Below are 17,376 nucleotides of genomic sequence, written 5' to 3' on the forward strand. Positions count from 1 at the left end.
AGCCGGAGTTGCATGAGACAACGACGGATACCTGGGCAAGTGGAGACTGCATCTTAAGCAGTCCTCCTGGTGAAGCGGTCCTCGTAGAGGATCGCGAACTGGTTCATTGCCTCCTTCCAATCCTTGGCCGCGCGGCCCCAGTCAGCCGTGATGTTGCGCAGGGCCAGCCAGATCAGCTTGGTGGCCGCGTCATCGCTGGGGAAGTGCCCGCGCGTCTTGATGATCTTGCGCAGCCTCGCGTTGATGCTCTCAATGGCGTTGGTGGTGTAGACCACGCGGCGCACGGCTGGCGGGAAGGCGAAGAAGGGGATCACCTTGTCCCAGGCCCGACGCCAGGCCGCCACCACGGTGGGGAACTTGTGACCCCAAGGGCCTTGCTCAAAGGCCTCCAGCTCGGCTTGTGCCGCCTCAGCACTGGGCGCCGTGTAGATGGGTCGGATGGCCTGCGCAAGCAGCTTGCGATCCTTCCAGCTCGCGTAGTCCAGGCTGTTGCGGATCAGGTGCACGATGCAGGTCTGCAGCGTGGTGGCCGGGAAAACCGCCCCCAACGCCTCGGCCATGCCCTTGAGACCATCGGTGACAGCAATGAGGATGTCGTTGACGCCCCGGGTCTTCAGGTCGTTGAAGACCTTCATCCAGAACTTGGCCCCCTCGGTGCCTTCGATCCACAGGCCCAGGATGTCGCGGCTGCCATCGGGCAGCACGCCCAGGGCCAGGTAGATGGCCTTGTTGCGCACCACCGCGTCCTCTCGGATCTTCACGCGCAGCGCGTCGAAGAACACCACCGGGTACATCGGTTCAAGCGGGCGGGCCTGCCAGGCGGTGACCTCGGCCATGACGGCGTCGGTGACCGAGCTGATGAACTCGGCCGAGACCTCTGTGCCGTAGCTCTCCAGCAAGAAGCCCTGGATCTCGCGCATGGTCATGCCGCGCGCGTACATGGCCACGATCTTGTCGTCAAAGCCGGTGAAGCGTCGCTCGTGCTTGGGGATGAGCACTGGCTCGAAGCTGCCAGCGCGGTCACGCGGCACCTCGATGCGCAGCGGGCCGTCGTCGGTGAGCACCGTTTTGCCCGTGCTGCCGTTGCGGTGGTTGGCCCCGGCCTCGGGCTTGGCACCCCCGGGGGCATAGCCCAGGTGATGGCTGAGCTCAGCGCCCAGCGCACGCTCGATCAGCGCCTTCTTGAAGGCCACCGTCGCGGCGTTGACCGCCTCGCCCGTCATCGGCCCGGTCACGAACTGGTCAATCAGTTCCTTGGGAATGGGCGGCAGCTTCGCCGCCGCAGCAGCGCTGGCCGCCGCCTTCTTCGTCGTCTTGCTTGGCATACATGCTCCTGATCGTCATGCTATGCCTCGCACACAAAATTCGGGACAGGCTCCCACGTGCCCGATCTCATGGCCAATCACGCCACGCAACTCGTCATCGTTCATCAGATCCATCAGGCCGCTGTAGACACGGATGCAGCCATTGGCCATGGCCCAGGCATTCACGTCCTGCGTCATATAGACCTTGTAGACAGCCTTCTTCCCATTGACAGCCTGCGGCATGCCGGCAATCACCTTGTTCAGCCGCAGCGTGTACTTGCTCTTTGCATCTGCCACCTTGTTCTGAGCATCCATGGCTGCGCAGGAATCATTGGACAGCGTGACCACGTCGTCATCCGTGAGCGTCATGGCCTTCATGGCCGTGGAGCCCGAATCCAGCAACCCGCCCACATCGGCAGACTCCATGGTTTTACAGCCCGCCAGCACCACGCCGCTGGCAACAATCGCCGTCAATAGCTTGATCTTCATAATCCCTCCCGATAAATGAAGCGCGCATCATATCCACGACCCGCCAATTCAATCTACCGGCAATGACAACCCATTTGCAATTTCTTGCAATTTCTCAATGGACAAGCAATGCCAAATTTCAATGACGACTGCTCATTAAAACAAATGGAAACAATTAAATTCACCAAATCAGCAATGAATGGCCAAAACAGGCATGCAGCCATGCTGCCGATGCACAGAGCGTGAAGCACCGTCATGGCACTGAATCGGAAGAGAAGAAGATGCGCCAGCCAAGTCGAGGCCGCTGCGGAGACATGGCACCAAGGACGAACAACGATCCGTGATGCAGAAAAAGAAAAAGGCCCCGAGGGGCCTTTTGAACACTGTGTCTGCAATGAATTTTTGGAGGCGCGAACCAGAGTCGAACTGGTCTAACCGGATTTGCAATCCGGGGCATAACCGCTTTGCTATCGCGCCAAGATCACTATCAAACATGCAGCATTGCTGCAGTTTTTAAAACTGGAGCGGGAAAACGGGTTCGAACCGTCGACCTCAACCTTGGCAAGGTTGCGCTCTACCAACTGAGCTATTCCCGCAAAAAATTCAAGCAACCAACCGTCACCTGAATCGGATGTGCACTAGGCACATCCAAAACTGGAGCGGGAAAACGGGTTCGAACCGTCGACCTCAACCTTGGCAAGGTTGCGCTCTACCAACTGAGCTATTCCCGCTTGAATCATCCATTCTGGCAGCCAACCGCCACCAGAACCGAACACGCCCGAAAGCATGTTCAAAAACTGGAGCGGGAAAACGGGTTCGAACCGTCGACCTCAACCTTGGCAAGGTTGCGCTCTACCAACTGAGCTATTCCCGCATTTCTACCGAAGCCTGACATTCTACAACGTCGTTTGCTGCGATGGGATGAATTGTAGCGTAGTTCTTGGAGGGTTCAGGAAAAACGCTACATTTTTTCATCTTCAGTGCTTGACGGCTGGCTCCACAGGCTTGGATTCCGCTGGTGGCGGCGCTGCGGCCTCCTCCTCGGACAAGGGCTCGGGCACGCGCTCCAGCGCCACCTTGAGAACCTGGTCGATCCACTTGACGGGGATGATTTCCAGGCCGCTCTTGACGTTGTCGGGGATCTCCTGGAGGTCCTTGACGTTCTCTTCGGGGATCAGCACCGTCTTGATGCCGCCACGCAGGGCCGCCAGCAGCTTTTCCTTGAGGCCGCCGATGGCGGTGACCTCACCGCGCAGCGTGATCTCGCCAGTCATGGCGACATCGGCACGCACCGGGATACCGGTCAGCGCAGAGACGAAGGCCGTCGTCATGGCCGCACCCGCGCTGGGGCCGTCCTTGGGCGTGGCGCCATCGGGCACGTGCACGTGGATGTCCTTCTTCTCGAAGGCCTCGTCCTTGATGCCGAGCATGCGCGAGCGGCTGCGCACCACGGTGCGGGCGGCTTCCACGGATTCCTTCATCACGTCGCCCAGGGAGCCGGTGCGCGAGATCACGCCCTTGCCGGGCATGATGGCGGCCTCGATGGTCAGCAGATCGCCACCGACCTCGGTCCATGCCAGGCCCACGACCTGGCCGACCTGGTTGTTGTGCTCGGCACGGCCGTAGCTGTACTTGCGCACACCCAGGTAGTCGGTGAGGTTGTCGGCATTGACGACGACGGTGGGCTCCAGCTTCTTGAGCTGCAGTCCCTTGACCACCTTGCGGCAGATCTTGGAGAGCTCGCGTTCCAGAGAGCGCACGCCGGCTTCACGCGTGTAGTAGCGCACGATGTCGCGGATGGCGGACTCGTCGACCTGCATTTCGCCGTCCTTCACACCGTTGTTGGTGAGTTGCTTGGGCAGCAGGTAGCGGATGGCGATGTTGACCTTTTCGTCCTCGGTGTAACCCGACAGGCGGATCACTTCCATGCGGTCCAGCAGCGCGGGCGGGATGTTCATGGAGTTGGAGGTCGCCACGAACATCACGTCGCTGAGGTCGAAGTCCACCTCGACGTAGTGATCGCCGAAGGTGTGGTTCTGCTCGGGGTCCAGCACTTCCAGCAGGGCGCTCGACGGGTCGCCACGGAAGTCCATTCCGAGCTTGTCGATTTCGTCCAGCAGGAACAGCGGGTTGCGCGTGCCGACCTTGTCCAGGCTTTGCAGCACCTTGCCCGGCATGGCGCCGATGTAGGTGCGGCGGTGGCCGCGGATTTCCGCCTCGTCACGCATGCCGCCCAGCGCCATGCGCACGTACTTGCGGCCCGTGGCCTTGGCGATGGACTGGCCCAGCGAGGTCTTGCCCACGCCCGGAGGTCCGACCAGGCACAGGATGGGCGCCTTGACCTTGTCCACGCGCTGCTGCACAGCAAGATATTCAAGGATGCGGTCCTTGACCTTTTCGAGGCCGAAGTGGTCGGCATTGAGCACGTCCTCGGCATTGGCCAGGTCGTGCTTGATCTTGGTCTTCTTGCTCCAGGGCAGGCCCGTGAGCACGTCGATGTAGTTGCGCACCACGGTGGCTTCGGCCGACATGGGCGACATGAGCTTGAGCTTCTTGAGCTCGGCCTCGGCTTTCTTGCGCGCCTCGGCGGGCATGCGGGCCAGCTTGATCTTCTTTTCGATCTCTTCGATGTCGGCGCCGTCTTCGCCCTCGCCCAGTTCCTTCTGGATGGCCTTGACCTGCTCGTTCAGGTAGAAGTCGCGCTGGTTCTTCTCCATCTGGCGCTTGACGCGGCCGCGGATGCGCTTGTCGACGTTGAGGATGTCGACTTCGCGGTCCAGTTGCTCGAAGAGGTTTTCCAGGCGTTCCTTGATGTCCACCAGGTCGAGCACGGCCTGCTTGTTCTCAAGCTTGAGCGGCAGGTGCGCGGCAATGGTGTCGGCCAGGCGGCCGGCATCGTCGATGCTGGCGATGGAGGTGAGGATCTCGGGCGGGATCTTCTTGTTGAGCTTGACGTACTGGTCGAACTGCTGCGTCACGGCGCGGCGCAGGGCCTCGATCTCGCTGGGCTTGTGGGTTTCGGCCTCGGGCGCCACGGGCACGACGGAGCCCACGAAGTGGGTCTCTTCGTCCATGACCTGCTTGACCAGCGCGCGCTGCTGGCCTTCGACCAGCACCTTGACCGTGCCGTCGGGCAGCTTGAGCATCTGCAGGATGGTGGACACGCAGCCGACATCGAACATGTCAGCGGCCGTGGGCTCGTCCTTGGAGGCGGTCTTCTGGGCCACCAGCATGATGCGGCGGTCGCCCTCCATGGCCAGCTCCAGCGCCTTGATGCTCTTGGCGCGCCCCACGAACAGCGGGATCACCATGTGGGGGAACACGACCACATCGCGCAACGGCAGCAGCGCCAGGTCTAGGGGGGTGGAAGGCAAAGGGGTATGTCCTGACATGGGAATCCTCGGTTTGTCAGCGGAAGATGGTCCGCACACCGGTGTATTTCAACCCTGCGGCCCGAAAGGATTTCGGGACGCAGGGACTTGCGCTGCCGGACCTTTGCAGGCGGCGGCGCATCAGGCCTTCTTGGCCGCTTCGCGGTAAACCAGCAGCGGCGCCTTTCCGTCTTCGATGGTGGACTCGTCCACCACTACCTTTTCGACATTGTCGGCATTGGGCAGCTCGTACATGGTGCCGATCAGAGATTGCTCCAGGATGGAGCGCAGGCCACGGGCACCCGTCTTGCGCGCCAGCGCCTTGCGGGCGATGGCCTTGAGCGCGGCAGGCCGGATCTCCAGCTCCACGCCCTCCATGGCAAGCAGCTTGCTGTACTGCTTGACCAGGGCGTTCTTGGGCTCGGTCAGGATCTGCACCAGGGCGTCTTCGCCCAGTTCGGCCAGGGCCGTGACCACGGGCATGCGGCCGACCAGCTCGGGGATGATGCCGAACTTGATCAGGTCTTCAGGCTCGATCTCCTGGAACACTTCCGAGATGGAGCGCTGCTTCTTGCTCTTGACCGTGGCGCCAAAGCCGATGCCAGACGCCTCGGTGCGGTTCTCGATGACCTTCTCCAGGCCCGCGAACGCGCCGCCGCAGATGAACAGGATATTGGTCGTGTCGATCTGCAGGAAGTCCTGGTTCGGATGCTTGCGGCCGCCTTGCGGGGGAACGCTGGCCATGGTGCCTTCGATGAGCTTGAGCAGGGCCTGCTGCACGCCCTCGCCAGACACGTCGCGCGTGATGCTGGGGTTGTCGGACTTGCGCGAGATCTTGTCGATCTCGTCGATGTAGACGATGCCGCGCTGTGCACGCTCGACGTCGTACTCGCAGCTCTGCAGCAGCTTCTGGATGATGTTCTCGACGTCCTCGCCCACGTAGCCGGCTTCGGTCAGCGTGGTGGCATCGGCCATGACGAAGGGCACGTTGAGCATGCGCGCCAGCGTCTGCGCCAGCAGCGTCTTGCCGGAGCCCGTGGGACCGATGAGCAGGATGTTGCTCTTGGCCAGCTCAATCTCGTCCTTGCCAGCCTTGTCCTTGTGACGCAGGCGCTTGTAGTGGTTGTAGACGGCAACGGCCAGCGTGCGCTTGGGCAGGTCCTGGCCGATCACGTAGTTGTCGAGGTTGGCCTTGATTTCGGCGGGCGTGGGCAGGTCGCCTCGGCCGTCCTTGGCCTCGGTGCTGGGCTGCTCGTCGCGGATGATCTCGTTGCAGAGATCGATGCACTCGTCGCAGATAAAGACTGACGGACCCGCGATCAGCTTCTTGACCTCATGCTGGCTCTTGCCGCAGAAGGTGCAATAAAGGTTTTTTTCGCTGGAGGAGCCTTTTTTCTCGGCCATGGGGTCGGTGCCTTGTTACAGAAATATGGAAAAGGATGATAACCAAATGGAAAGCGGCGTTTTCCGTAGGGGGAAAACGCCGCCCATTCTCATGCAGCCTCCGGACTTCAGGAGCGCTTGTTGATCACCTGATCGACCAGGCCGTAGTCCTTGGCTTCCTCGGCGGACAGGAAGTAGTCGCGCTCGGTGTCGTGCTGGATCTTTTCCAGCGGCTGGCCCGTGCGCTCGGCCAGGATCTTGTTCAGGCGCTCGCGGGTCTTGAGGATCTCGCGGGCGTGGATCTCGATCTCGGTGGCCTGGCCCTGCATGCCGCCCAGCGGCTGGTGGATCATGACCTGGGAGTTGGGCAGCGCAAAGCGCTTGCCCTTGGTGCCAGCGGCCAGCAGGAAGGCGCCCATGCTGGCTGCGATGCCGGTGCACAGCGTGGACACATCGGGCTTGATGAAGTTCATCGTGTCGAAGATGGCCAGGCCGGCGCTCACGGAGCCGCCGGGGCTGTTGATGTAGAACGAAATGTCCTTGTCGGGGTTTTCGCTTTCAAGGAACAGCAGCTGGGCCACGACGAGGTTGGCCGTCTGGTCATTGACAGGGCCCACCAGGAAGATCACCCGGTCCTTGAGCAGGCGCGAGTAGATGTCGTACGACCGCTCTCCGCGGCCGGACTGTTCGATGACCATTGGGATCATGCCCAAACCCTGAGTTTCCAATGCGCTCATGTTTTCTCCAGTACTAGGGGGCTACTTTAGCCGTATCCGGAAAGAAAATGGGGCTTGTGCGCCAAAGCACAAGCCCCGCAGATGCCAACCCGCCCGCCGATCTCACGAAGCGGCAGGCAGGCGGTGCTCAAACCCTCAGGCCTGGCCCATCAGTTCGTCGAAGGACACGGCCTTGTCGGAGACCTTGGCCTTGCCCAGCACGAACTCGGTCACGTTGTTTTCGATGACAACGGCTTCGACTTCAGCCAGGCGTTGGCGGTCGCCGAAATACCAGCGTGCCACGTCTTCGGGCTTTTCGTAGCTGGCGGCCAGCTCTTCCACGTGGGCCTTGATCTGGTCGGGCGTGGCGTGCAGCTCGTTGGCGCGCACCAGCTCGGCCACCACCAGGCCCAGGCGCACGCGGCGCTCGGCTTGGGGCAGGAACACGTCTTCAGGGATCTCGGCCTTCTCGGCGTCCTTGATGCCGCGCTGCTGCAGCTCGGCGCGGGCGCCTTCCAGCAGACGTGCGACTTCAGCCTGCACCGAAGCCTTGGGCAGTTCCAGCTCGGCCTTGGACACCAGAGCGTCCATCACGGCCTGCTTGTTGCGGCCTTGGACGCGGAACTTGACTTCACGCTCCAAGTTCTTCTTGATGTCGGCGCGCAGGCCTTCGACCGTGCCTTCAGCCACGCCCAGTGCCTTGGCAAAAGCCTCGTCCACTTCGGGCAGGTTGGCGGCTTCGATCTTCTTGACCGTCACCAGGAAATCGGCGGTCTTGCCGGCCACGTCCTTGCCGTGGTAGTCAGCGGGGAATGCCAGCGGGAAAGTCTTGGACTCGCCAGCCTTCATGCCGCGCACTGCGTCTTCGAATTCCTTGAGCATCTGGCCTTCGCCGACCAGGAACTGGAAGTCTTCAGCCTTGCCGCCGGAGAAGGTCTCGCCGTCGATCTTGCCTTCGAAGTCCACGGTCACGCGGTCGCCGTCCACGGCCACATCGGCCTGGGCGCGCTGCGCGAAGGTGCGGCGCTGCTTGCGCAGGATGTCCACGGTCTTGTCGATGGCGGCGTCGTCCACTTCGGCGGTCAGCTTCTCGACTTCGGCCGAGGTCAGGTCGCCGATCTTGACTTCAGGCATCACTTCGAAGATGGCTTCGAACTGGGCCTCGCCCTCGGGAGCGCCTTCCTTTTCGGAGATGCGGGGCTGGCCAGCCACGCGCAGCTTGGCTTCGTTGACGGCCTGTGCAAAAGCCTCGCCAACCTTGTCGTTGAGCACTTCGTACTGCACCGAGTAGCCATAACGCTGGGCCACCACGCTCATCGGCACCTTGCCGGGACGGAAGCCGTCCATCTTCACGGTGCGCGCCACCTGCTTCAGACGGTTCTCGACTTCGCTCTGGATGGAGTTCAGGGGCAGGCTCAGCGTGATCTTGCGCTCGAGCTTTTCAAGGGTTTCAACAGTAACGGCCATGTTTGTTCCTATGAGGGATTGGACCGTGCCGGCTGACATGCAGCCCGCACCGTATTGCGCAAAGTCACGGTGCATCGCGGACCGAAGCCAGTCGGCCGCGCGGCACCTCAGATTTCAAGGGCTTACATCGCATGCGCCTGGCCGCCTGGACCTCGCATGGTTCGCTCAACCCGTGATAAGCGAAGCCAAGTATTATAAACGAGGCGCTTTTCCCATCAGAAAGGCCGCATTGGGGATTTGCCCTCGGTTTTCAGTGTGCGGCAGCAGCGCGGGGCCCGCGCCTCCCCGCAGCACGACCCAGTTACCCGGTCACCCTGCATCGAAGCCCTGGCGCCCCCCTTAGATATCAATGAGCACATAGGTCAATTGAGGGGCTTCACCCGTGATCGCCTGCCCCTGGACATAGACGCTACCGCCCTCCTGGCTGCCCAGGGGATTGCGTACGCGCAATCGGCCATTGCCAGGCAGATCGACCGTGGCTGTTCCGTCGCCATGCACCGCGCTGATCCGTCCGGTGAGCACAGGCTCGTCAGGCAGCAGTTGGACAAGACGCTTGAAGAGATTGACGGTGCTCATACGGTTGCGCGCTCCACGGTAATCTGCTGCCGCACCACGGGCATGGCAGCGCTGAGACGGGTTCCACGGACCAGACCGCGCCAGGATTCGTCGGTATCGACGACTTCGATCAATTGGCCGGGCCGGATCAGGCCTGGTGCCGTCCCACCGGAAAGCAAGGGCATGGTGATGGACTGGACCAGCTTGTTGCCCGATGCTCCCAGCACGGCCTCGCCACGCTGGCGTGCGGCCACGGCCTCGGTGATCAGGGCATCCGTGACCTGGGGAGCCAGGCTATTGCCCGCCGTCCCGGCTCGGCGCACGTGACCGAGGATGCCGCCCGCCTGGCCGCTGACATAGATCGCGTTGTAGGCGGCACGCGGCTCGGGCCGCAGCTCGTCTGTCACAATGACGTCCGCCGGCATGCGCACGTCCGGCGTCGCATCCGCCCACTTCCATGGCAGATGTGCGAAGCGCGGCGCGACGATCAGGCGCTCCTGCGTCCGATGGCTGCTCACCACCGCGCCAATCGAAGCAGCCACACGCATCACGGCCGACAACGGCGTGCCACGGTGACTCCAGGCGCCGGCCGGCACCAGCCAGTCCGACACCTTCCAGTCCAGTTGCACGCCGGTGAGCTCCAGCGCATTGCGGATCAGTTGCTGAGCCGTGGCCGGCGCCGTGTTCAGCCAGGTCTGCTCCGGCATGTAGGGACTGCTCAGCAGGGCGGTGGCACTCACGCCCTGTACGGCCACGCGGTGGTTGCCGAAGCTGCGCGTGCGGCTCAGGCTTTGTACGACAAAGACGAAGTCGATGCCATCGACCACCACGCGCAGCCGTGCAGGCAGTCCCCCGGACGGCGCCAGTTGATCCAGCAGGTGTTCCGGACCATTGGCCGAAAAGCTCCATCCGAAGCCGTCGTCATCGCTGGCGATCGTCACATCGCTCAGCGCAACGGCTTCCATGCCCGGCAGCAGGGCTGCCTCCATCGTGTGTACTGTCATGTAAACCTTCAGTTGCGGGATGACATAGCGGGGTGGTTGGGGATCTGTGCCCGGCCTGCAGCAGATGAACACGAGTTCGGAGCTTTCGCTCCAGACGCTCGAGAACGCCAGCTCGACGGCCCCACCCGGCGGCGGCCGATAGCACGGTGGCGGCTTGGGCGGATCGACAGGGCGGCCCGGCGTGACGCCGGGCAGCGGCGCCATGGCGTCCTGATGGCGGGCACCGCCCATCACGATGCCCAGCACCCGGGCATCGCCCATGCTGCTGGCGTGCCAGGCACCTTCGCAGAGGCCGTCGCTGAAAGCCTGCCGTATGGCACGGCGCAAAATGATGCCCTCCTGGAACCTCTGCAGCACAACCGCCTGGCCAGCCAGTGCGTTGGCCAGGCCCTGGCGCGTGGCCAGGCGCAAGCGCATACCCTCTTGCCAGGCTTGGGCCGTGAGTCCCCCCACGTCCATGGCAAAGCCCATGCCTTGGCGCGTGGTCAGGCGCAGGCGCGCCGAGTCCTGCCAGCGCTGCACGGTGGCCGCGCCTGCGTGCAGCGCTCGCCAACCGCGAATCTGCGTGACCCTGTCGGCAATGGCCGCCTGCTGGTAGACAGACACCAGGCCGCCCTGTGCCAGGGCGGCCTCTTCAAATCCCGACAATGTGCCCCCCACGGCCGGCCTGTCGGTGCGCGTCTGGTACGCCGCTCCAAGCGCCATGCGCGCCCCAGGCAGGCGAATGCCGGCGCCAGCGGCCTTGCGACGCAAGGCACCGATGGCCACGCTCGTCCCCGGCAGCCGGATGGCCATCCGTGCGACTGCGTCCTGAGTCGAGCCCGGGTCCGAATCGTCCTCGTTGCCGAACACCATCTGGCTGGGTGAGCCAGCGGCTGGTGGGCGATGGAAGATCAGCTCGATGCGTGCCATGGCGCTACTCGATGTAGCTGGTCGGCGCCAGCGTCAGATAGCCGCCCGCGTACAGCTGGGTGCTGTCCGGGATCTGGATCTGACCCTCGCCACCTTCGATCGACACATCCGCGTCGAGCACCAGCGCACCGCTGGCCGAGACGACGCGGCCCCAGGTGGCGATGCCGGACTCCAGGATCATGGCGCCGGCCGCATCACGGGCCAGCAGCCGCAGCCGGCCGGCCACGATCTCGCCACAGGGTCTGGCCAGCGGCAGCTCCACCAGCATGGGCAGGGCCGAGGGCTCGCCGAAGGCGGGCCGCTGGGCGTCCGCAAAGAAGCGCACGCAGGCCGTGCCCGGACCCATGTCCAGCAGCAGATCGCGCAGGCCCTGCAAGCGGGCCTCGTTGGCCTGCACCGTAATTTCAACACTGCGCTGTGTCATGGCATGGCCTCCGGCGTGACGCGGTCGGCGACCACGGCGCGGAAGTCGCCCTCATGGTCGTAGCTGAGCACGGTGTATGCGGTGGTGCTGTCGATGCGCGCGAACTCGTAGTCGCCCTGGGCGTTGCTCCAGGCCTCGCGGACCAGCAGGCCGTCGCGGTCGCGGTACAGACGCACGCGGCGCGAGACAGGCACCTTGGGACTGTTCTTGTCTTCCTGCTCGACTGTGCGGCCGCGCACGCGGCCCAGGCCGTTGCCGCCCAGCACGTAGTCCAGTTGGCTCGCTCCAGGCCGCTGGACGACATACGCGCCCCGGTAAAGTTCTCGCCCACCCAGGCCCACGACTGCCGTGGGCTGGAACAGGCTGGTTGGATAAGACAACTCGGCCATACCGTTAGCGCCAAGGCCCTGTGATATCGATGAAGCCAAAGCCTGCCGGGGAGGATGCAGAGGAGCTATGCGGAAGGGCCAGGAGGCGGCGACCGCTTACGGCTTCGATCAATGTTGAGTCACGCTCGAAATACTGGGCTACCTGCGACTGCGGCACATACCTGTATCCCGGCACAACAGCACGCGGCGTATTGGTGGAAACCGGCGAATTGCTTAAATACAGCTGCGCGAGTTTCAACTCACCGTCAACGTCACTCGGAAAATTCCCAAGCGCGGAGTCAGAACCAGATCCTGCGGTCGCGGTTGATGCGAAGCACCTGAGATCTGGCGCTACGCTGCCCCCTAGACTTGTAACGGCCCTCGGCAAGAAGTACCAACCGCTGGATGCTGAATCAATAGCTCCATTGTTGGGAGTGTTCGCGACGTTTGACTGGGATACGCCGCCACAGAGCAGACAGGCGTATGCATCCCCCGCCTTGCGCAATGCCAGCAAGTCACCAAATACCCTCGTCCCGCCCGCCGTATTCGTAGCTGACATTGGCGATGATGGTGCCGAGTTGTCGAAGAAAATCCGGCTATCACCCACAATCGTCCAGCGTGTAGGGCTGGCATTCGCTGAATTGCTCTTGACCCACCAGGCGCCGTCAGCTCGCTGCGCAGCGCTGGGAAACGGTCCGGTCCCCATATCGATGGCCGACATGCTTTCGTAGCCGCGCATGGATACAGCGGTCGTTGTGCGGTCGTCGACATAGAGGTACATGCCATAGCTCTGCGGGTCGGTGGACTGATACACGGCCTGGTTGGTCCCAGAGAACGGTTTGGCCCAGCCCAGCGCCGCAAACTTGAACGTGATGCCTGTGCCGTTGTCCACGCTGTCGGGCGCGGCCGTGCGGAACTTGAACACACCGCTGGCCGACTCGGTCACGCGCTGTTCCCCGTTGAGCAGGGCCTGCGCAGCGCCGGTGATCAGCAGCACGCTGTCTGGCGTGGGAGGCTGCGAAGCGCCCACGGAAAACTCCACCGTGGCGACGCCAGCTGCCACAGTGATCCGCGTCGCCGCGCGCAGGCCGAAACCCGTGACCAGGCAGGCGTCGAGCACGGCAATCTTGCTGCCGGCCAAGCCGTTTTGCACGGGGGCGCCGTACATGCTGTAGAGAAAGTGCTTGACGCTGGTATCGACAAGGGATGCCATAAGTGATCTCCAAAAAATCAGGGACGGTCGACGCTGCCGCGCACCAGGTGCTCGAACTGGTAGTCGTCGGCCACAGCCTCGCTGGGCTGCACGGTGCGGATGAGGGCATGGGGTGCGATGCCGCCCTCGGTGTTGATGCGCAGCACGTTGCCTGCGCGCCAGCCCTGGCCCCAGCCCAGGGCGCGGATGGTGATGTAGGGCACGCCGCTGATGGGGTTGATGGGCGCGAAGTCCGCATTCGTGGAGCCGGGGCCCAGGTTGCCCACGTGCTCTCCGATGAACTCGAACGTCGTGGCGCTGGTGAAGCGGCACATCCAGCGCTCGGGCAGCGCGCCGGCGTTGGTCACGATGAGAGGAGCAATGGTGTCGTTGTAGCTGGCCAGGGCCTCGGCTCCATCCACCGTGTCCTGCCATCGGTTGCCCCAGTTGTCCTGATCAAACATGAGGCTGACACGCGCGCGCAGCGTTCCGGCCATCAGCGCGCTGGACACCACGCTGCCCACGGGGAACTCGTGGCTCAGCTGCTTGGTGATCGCCAGCATGCCGTTGATCTGCACATCGCTGACGCGCGCCATCTCCTCGATGCGGTGCTGGAACGTGACCGGCTGGGCCCAGCCCGTGATGTCGCTAACCGTGATCTTGCCGGCCTCCAGATCCACGCTCCAGCCCTGCTGGATACGCTGGCCATCGGCGCCGATGACATAGGCACGCGAGAGCCGCACGCGGCCGCAGTTGATGACCTGGCCGTTGGCCACGGTGACGGGGCCGACCGTGCCTGTGTGGCCGATCACGATGTAGCTGCCCACCCGGTAGATGGGCACGCGGCCATCGGGCGGCAGGCGCACCGGGTCCAGGCCGATGACATCAGCGTCCAGCGGCAAGTAGAAGTAGCTGACGCTGTTGTAGCGCAGCGTGGTCGGGTCCACGGGCCAGGGGCGCCAGATGCGGTTTGGCTGGACGGCGCCGATGTCATCGGCCGAGTACCACCATTCCGTCTTCTGGGCAGCGGTCAGTGAGGTGTCCAGCACATAGTCGCCGAACTGCAGCTCGACCACGCCGCTCTGGTAGTCGATCTTGCCGCGCAGGTGTGTGCCCGAGATCACGCCGTCGATGCCGGCCGAGGCCGTGATCTGCTCGCCCGTGGCATCGGACAGGTTCATGACAAAGCCGGAGGGCTTGATGGGCGCGGCGGCCGTGCGCATGAAGATGCTGGCCGTGGTCCAGTTCTGGCGCACGGTCCACAGGCTCTCGACCACCAGGTCGGTGGCCGGACCATCGACCACATAGTCGAAGATCCGCGCCACGCCGCTGGAGTAGTCCAGCGCGCCAGCCACGATGCCCAGCGCCGTGGACGTGCGGTCGCGCACCAGCACGCCGTCGTAGTCCTCGTAGACATGGCCCATCCACCGAAACCGCACGCTGCCCGGCACGATGTAGTCGGTGGTGTAGGGGCACAGGTCCAGCACCACGGGCTCCGGTGTGAAATTCATCACATGGTGCTGCGCGCTGGTGAAGTCCTCAGCGTAGGTCACCGTCACCGTGCTGGCCGCCAGCAGTTCTTCGCTTACCGAGGTATCGCGGCGGTCACCGCCCTTGGACATGGTGGAGAAGCTGGGGTCGCTGCCATTGCCGCCCATCGTGGTTTCTTCAAAACTCAGGGCGTTTTCGTAGTCACTGTTGTAGCCCTCGGTCTTGCTGTCCAGCTGCACGAACTTGATGTTGAGGAACTTGCCCGCGTAGTTGATGGTGCCGTCCGGGCCGAACGTGCCCTGGCCGTCATCGGTCAACAGGTGGCGCACCGTGTCCTGGGTCTTGCTTGTCTGGTAGCTGGACCGGCTGTGTGTTGACGATGAGCTGGCCGATGTCTTGGTGGTCTGCAAGACGATGCCTGCGGAAACTCCTGCCATGGTTTTTCTCCTTTGTTTGATCAGGCGCCCCAGCGCCGGTATTCGACGCCGCCGATGGACTTGACGCCCGCCGTGTACTCGGCGTCGGTCCAGACCACGCCATCGACGTCGGGCGGCACGTAGTGGTTGCCCTCGGGCGAGCTGGTGGCGCCAACCTCGATATAGACGGCCCCGCCGCTGGCGCGCGCGCCGCCCTGGGCCATGTACTTGCCTGTGGTCGATCCATCGGATAGAGGCACACGCGAAGTGATGACGGGCGCAGGCGCCGGGGGCACCTGGGGCAGGTAGCTGAATTTGCCGCTGCCGCCGTTTTTCGAGGCCGAGGTGCCGCCAGACGAGGCGCCGGAGCTGGCCGACAAATTGCGCACGGTGATCCATGCCACGGACACGGTGCCGGGCGCAGGGATGGTGTCCAGGGTGATCGCGCCGTAGCCGCCTGCGTCGAGGACGACCGAGACGTTCTTGCTCACCGTCACGGCATAGTCGTACTCGATGGCGAACTGCCCGCCTGCGTCGATCATGAATTGCGGGCGCAGCAACAGCGCGGCTGATGCGTAGTTGATCTCGCCCGTGGCGGCGCCCTGCAGGTCACCCTGGCCGTTGTCCGTGGCCGTGCGCAGCACGCCGCCCGAGGTCCACTTGATGACCAGCGAGCCCGGCTTGATGCCCTGGTGCGGCAGGCGCATGGCGTGCTCGGGCAGTCGCCAGCCCGTGGCGCTGGAGCGGTTGACGAAAGCCGAGGCCTCGCCCCACTGGAAGATGATGGAGCTGCCAACATCAGGCAAAGCGGGCAGCGTCACGGACACCGAGCCATTGGCATAGTTCACCGTGCCCACGGCCGAGCCCGTCAGCCCGCCCTGCCCGTTGTCGGATGCGGTGTACCAGACGCCCATCACCTGGAAGGACACCACAAGCGTGCCGGGCGCCGGAAAGGGCTTGAGGATGGCCACCCAGCTGAAACCACGGTTTTCCTGGCCTACCTTGATTCGCCTGGTATGCGGGGAATTGGGCACCCGGATCTCGCGCGGCGAGGTAGCGAGCACCAACTGCCGCACGCCGGCCGGGCGCTGATCCAGGGCCGCTGTCTCGGTACGCGAGTTGGGCACCAGCTGGGTATGGATGCCGGCCACGCGCAGCATGCTCTCGCCCAGTTGTGCGGCAGCGGTCAGCGGCTGGGCACCGAAAAAGCTGGCCGCATCCGCCACGGTGGTGTCCCGGATGCGAGTCTTCGTGGTGTCCAGGACATAGTTGCGGTTGGGTGCCGTGCCGGGGAAGGCGCTGCGCAGCCGGGGGGTGACCTCACAGGTGGTGACACTGGCCTGATAGTCCACAAAGCCGTTGCCGCTGTGTGTGAAGGTCTGCGTCTCCGTCTCCGCGCGCAGCACACGCACGTATTGCAGCACTTGGCTGGCCAGACCCTCGTTGTGGACGAGGATCAGCGTGCGACCAATGGTCGGTGCAGGGGTTCCGGGACGATGGAATATCTTGATCGAGGCCTGTCCCTGGACGTGGTTTTCCAGCAGGAAACCGCTCCACTCCGTGCCCGGGATCAGGTAGGCGGCGATGGCTGCCGCGATCTCCGAGCGGCGCGCGAACACACCACAGGCCGCTATGGTGATGGATACGTTGGGATCACTGGGTACTGCCGAGACGATGATATTGGTATCCATCAGTGCCTCGGTCGTCGGCGTCTGCACGGCCGCATGCACCTGACGGATGCTCACGTCGCCGCCGGCGCGGTCCACTTCGGTGATGTCCTCGAAGATGCCATTGCTCTTGCCCCAGGCGATGACGTTGCCCGTGGGGCCGCCGCCGCCATTGGGGTCATCGGTCATGACCTTGGACTCGAGCAGGCGGATATCGCCGTCTCTGACTGTCATATTTTCAACTCCTCAAACTGTGATGAGCCGCAACGTTGCGACATAGGGATTGGCGAGCGCGGGAAGCTCGGGCCTGCCGACGGGCCGGGCCGTGATGGGTTCGTCGCCGGAAAACTGCACGTCGAAGGCGCGGCCATCCGCCAGCCGCAGGCTGTAGACCTGGCCTGCGGCGCCAGCCATCTGCAGCAGCACGAGCAAGGTGGCGCGGCGGATCCAGCCATGGGACTCATCCCCCTCCAGAGTGATCGGACGTCCCGCAGACTTGCCGGCTTCGTCCACGATCAGCGCCCCCGTGATGCTGCGCGCCGTACTGCGCGCCACGGCGGACCATGTGAATTCATCCGTCCAGGTCATCCCGCGGGGAATCTCAAGCGTTCCCAATAGGTGGTTCTTGGCTGTCATCG

The 17,376-nt window shown here is 63.6% G+C and carries 14 protein-coding genes and 4 tRNA genes; all 18 read right to left on the reverse strand.

The window, feature by feature from the left end:
• Positions 1-53 precede the first annotated feature (53 nt).
• Positions 54-1,325, reverse strand: a complete 1,272-nt coding sequence (locus tag DELCS14_RS19890) for an IS256 family transposase (RefSeq protein WP_013801385.1) — start codon at positions 1,323-1,325, stop codon at positions 54-56.
• 15 nt (positions 1,326-1,340) lie between these two features.
• The gene (locus tag DELCS14_RS19895; protein WP_228676797.1) at positions 1,341-1,793 is read right to left on the reverse strand and encodes a M48 family metalloprotease; all 453 of its coding nucleotides are present in this window, start codon (positions 1,791-1,793) and stop codon (positions 1,341-1,343) included.
• 382 nt (positions 1,794-2,175) lie between these two features.
• A tRNA-Cys gene (locus tag DELCS14_RS19900) sits at positions 2,176-2,249 on the reverse strand.
• 43 nt (positions 2,250-2,292) lie between these two features.
• Positions 2,293-2,368, reverse strand: a tRNA-Gly gene (locus DELCS14_RS19905).
• A 59-nt stretch (positions 2,369-2,427) separates the two neighbouring features.
• Positions 2,428-2,503, reverse strand: a tRNA-Gly gene (locus DELCS14_RS19910).
• 67 nt (positions 2,504-2,570) lie between these two features.
• A tRNA-Gly gene (locus DELCS14_RS19915) sits at positions 2,571-2,646 on the reverse strand.
• Between the two features lie 103 nt (positions 2,647-2,749).
• The gene (gene lon / locus DELCS14_RS19920) at positions 2,750-5,164 is read right to left on the reverse strand and encodes an endopeptidase La (protein WP_012204531.1); all 2,415 of its coding nucleotides are present in this window, start codon (positions 5,162-5,164) and stop codon (positions 2,750-2,752) included.
• A 120-nt stretch (positions 5,165-5,284) separates the two neighbouring features.
• Complete coding sequence (gene clpX, locus DELCS14_RS19925; RefSeq protein ID WP_012204530.1) at positions 5,285-6,547, reverse strand: ATP-dependent Clp protease ATP-binding subunit ClpX; 1,263 nt, start codon at positions 6,545-6,547, stop codon at positions 5,285-5,287.
• A gap of 107 nt (positions 6,548-6,654) precedes the next feature.
• Complete coding sequence (gene clpP, locus DELCS14_RS19930; RefSeq protein ID WP_012204529.1) at positions 6,655-7,263, reverse strand: ATP-dependent Clp endopeptidase proteolytic subunit ClpP; 609 nt, start codon at positions 7,261-7,263, stop codon at positions 6,655-6,657.
• Positions 7,264-7,398: 135 nt separating this feature from the next.
• Positions 7,399-8,709, reverse strand: a complete 1,311-nt coding sequence (gene tig, locus DELCS14_RS19935) for a trigger factor (RefSeq protein WP_012204528.1) — start codon at positions 8,707-8,709, stop codon at positions 7,399-7,401.
• Positions 8,710-9,048: 339 nt separating this feature from the next.
• Positions 9,049-9,285 carry a hypothetical protein gene (locus DELCS14_RS19940; protein ID WP_013803266.1) on the reverse strand — a complete coding sequence of 79 codons (237 nt, stop codon included), beginning with the start codon at positions 9,283-9,285 and terminating at the stop codon, positions 9,049-9,051.
• Positions 9,282-11,180, reverse strand: coding sequence for a hypothetical protein (locus tag DELCS14_RS19945; RefSeq protein WP_013803267.1), 1,899 nt, complete (start codon positions 11,178-11,180; stop codon positions 9,282-9,284). The genes DELCS14_RS19940 and DELCS14_RS19945 overlap by 4 nt, the downstream gene beginning before the upstream one ends.
• A gap of 4 nt (positions 11,181-11,184) precedes the next feature.
• Complete coding sequence (locus DELCS14_RS19950) at positions 11,185-11,604, reverse strand: hypothetical protein (RefSeq protein WP_013803268.1); 420 nt, start codon at positions 11,602-11,604, stop codon at positions 11,185-11,187.
• Complete coding sequence (locus tag DELCS14_RS19955; protein WP_013803269.1) at positions 11,601-11,993, reverse strand: hypothetical protein; 393 nt, start codon at positions 11,991-11,993, stop codon at positions 11,601-11,603. The genes DELCS14_RS19950 and DELCS14_RS19955 overlap by 4 nt, the downstream gene beginning before the upstream one ends.
• Before the next feature lie 4 nt (positions 11,994-11,997).
• Complete coding sequence (locus DELCS14_RS19960) at positions 11,998-13,185, reverse strand: hypothetical protein (protein ID WP_013803270.1); 1,188 nt, start codon at positions 13,183-13,185, stop codon at positions 11,998-12,000.
• A gap of 17 nt (positions 13,186-13,202) precedes the next feature.
• Positions 13,203-15,092, reverse strand: a complete 1,890-nt coding sequence (locus DELCS14_RS19965) for a hypothetical protein (protein ID WP_043796392.1) — start codon at positions 15,090-15,092, stop codon at positions 13,203-13,205.
• A gap of 20 nt (positions 15,093-15,112) precedes the next feature.
• Entirely contained in the window at positions 15,113-16,972 is a 1,860-nt protein-coding gene (locus DELCS14_RS19970) for a hypothetical protein (RefSeq protein ID WP_043796394.1), read from the reverse strand.
• A gap of 12 nt (positions 16,973-16,984) precedes the next feature.
• A complete protein-coding gene (locus tag DELCS14_RS19975) occupies positions 16,985-17,374 on the reverse strand; it encodes a hypothetical protein (RefSeq protein ID WP_013803271.1) in 390 nt (129 codons plus the stop codon).
• Positions 17,375-17,376 lie beyond the last annotated feature (2 nt).

It is taken from the genome of Delftia sp. Cs1-4 (assembly GCF_000214395.1).
In the GTDB taxonomy this organism is placed as follows: domain Bacteria; phylum Pseudomonadota; class Gammaproteobacteria; order Burkholderiales; family Burkholderiaceae_C; genus Comamonas; species Comamonas acidovorans.

Excerpts from the sequence above, each read along its gene's own strand:
- DELCS14_RS19890 (WP_013801385.1), bottom strand. The coding sequence starts at position 1,325 with ATGCCAAGCAAGACGACGAAGAAGGCGGCGGCCAGCGCTGCTGCGGCG.
- DELCS14_RS19895 (WP_228676797.1), bottom strand. The coding sequence starts at position 1,793 with ATGAAGATCAAGCTATTGACGGCGATTGTTGCCAGCGGCGTGGTGCTG.
- lon (WP_012204531.1), bottom strand. The coding sequence starts at position 5,164 with ATGTCAGGACATACCCCTTTGCCTTCCACCCCCCTAGACCTGGCGCTG.
- clpX (WP_012204530.1), bottom strand. The coding sequence starts at position 6,547 with ATGGCCGAGAAAAAAGGCTCCTCCAGCGAAAAAAACCTTTATTGCACC.
- clpP (WP_012204529.1), bottom strand. The coding sequence starts at position 7,263 with ATGAGCGCATTGGAAACTCAGGGTTTGGGCATGATCCCAATGGTCATC.
- tig (WP_012204528.1), bottom strand. The coding sequence starts at position 8,709 with ATGGCCGTTACTGTTGAAACCCTTGAAAAGCTCGAGCGCAAGATCACG.
- DELCS14_RS19940 (WP_013803266.1), bottom strand. The coding sequence starts at position 9,285 with ATGAGCACCGTCAATCTCTTCAAGCGTCTTGTCCAACTGCTGCCTGAC.
- DELCS14_RS19945 (WP_013803267.1), bottom strand. The coding sequence starts at position 11,180 with ATGGCACGCATCGAGCTGATCTTCCATCGCCCACCAGCCGCTGGCTCA.
- DELCS14_RS19950 (WP_013803268.1), bottom strand. The coding sequence starts at position 11,604 with ATGACACAGCGCAGTGTTGAAATTACGGTGCAGGCCAACGAGGCCCGC.
- DELCS14_RS19955 (WP_013803269.1), bottom strand. The coding sequence starts at position 11,993 with ATGGCCGAGTTGTCTTATCCAACCAGCCTGTTCCAGCCCACGGCAGTC.
- DELCS14_RS19960 (WP_013803270.1), bottom strand. The coding sequence starts at position 13,185 with ATGGCATCCCTTGTCGATACCAGCGTCAAGCACTTTCTCTACAGCATG.
- DELCS14_RS19965 (WP_043796392.1), bottom strand. The coding sequence starts at position 15,092 with ATGGCAGGAGTTTCCGCAGGCATCGTCTTGCAGACCACCAAGACATCG.
- DELCS14_RS19970 (WP_043796394.1), bottom strand. The coding sequence starts at position 16,972 with ATGACAGTCAGAGACGGCGATATCCGCCTGCTCGAGTCCAAGGTCATG.
- DELCS14_RS19975 (WP_013803271.1), bottom strand. The coding sequence starts at position 17,374 with ATGACAGCCAAGAACCACCTATTGGGAACGCTTGAGATTCCCCGCGGG.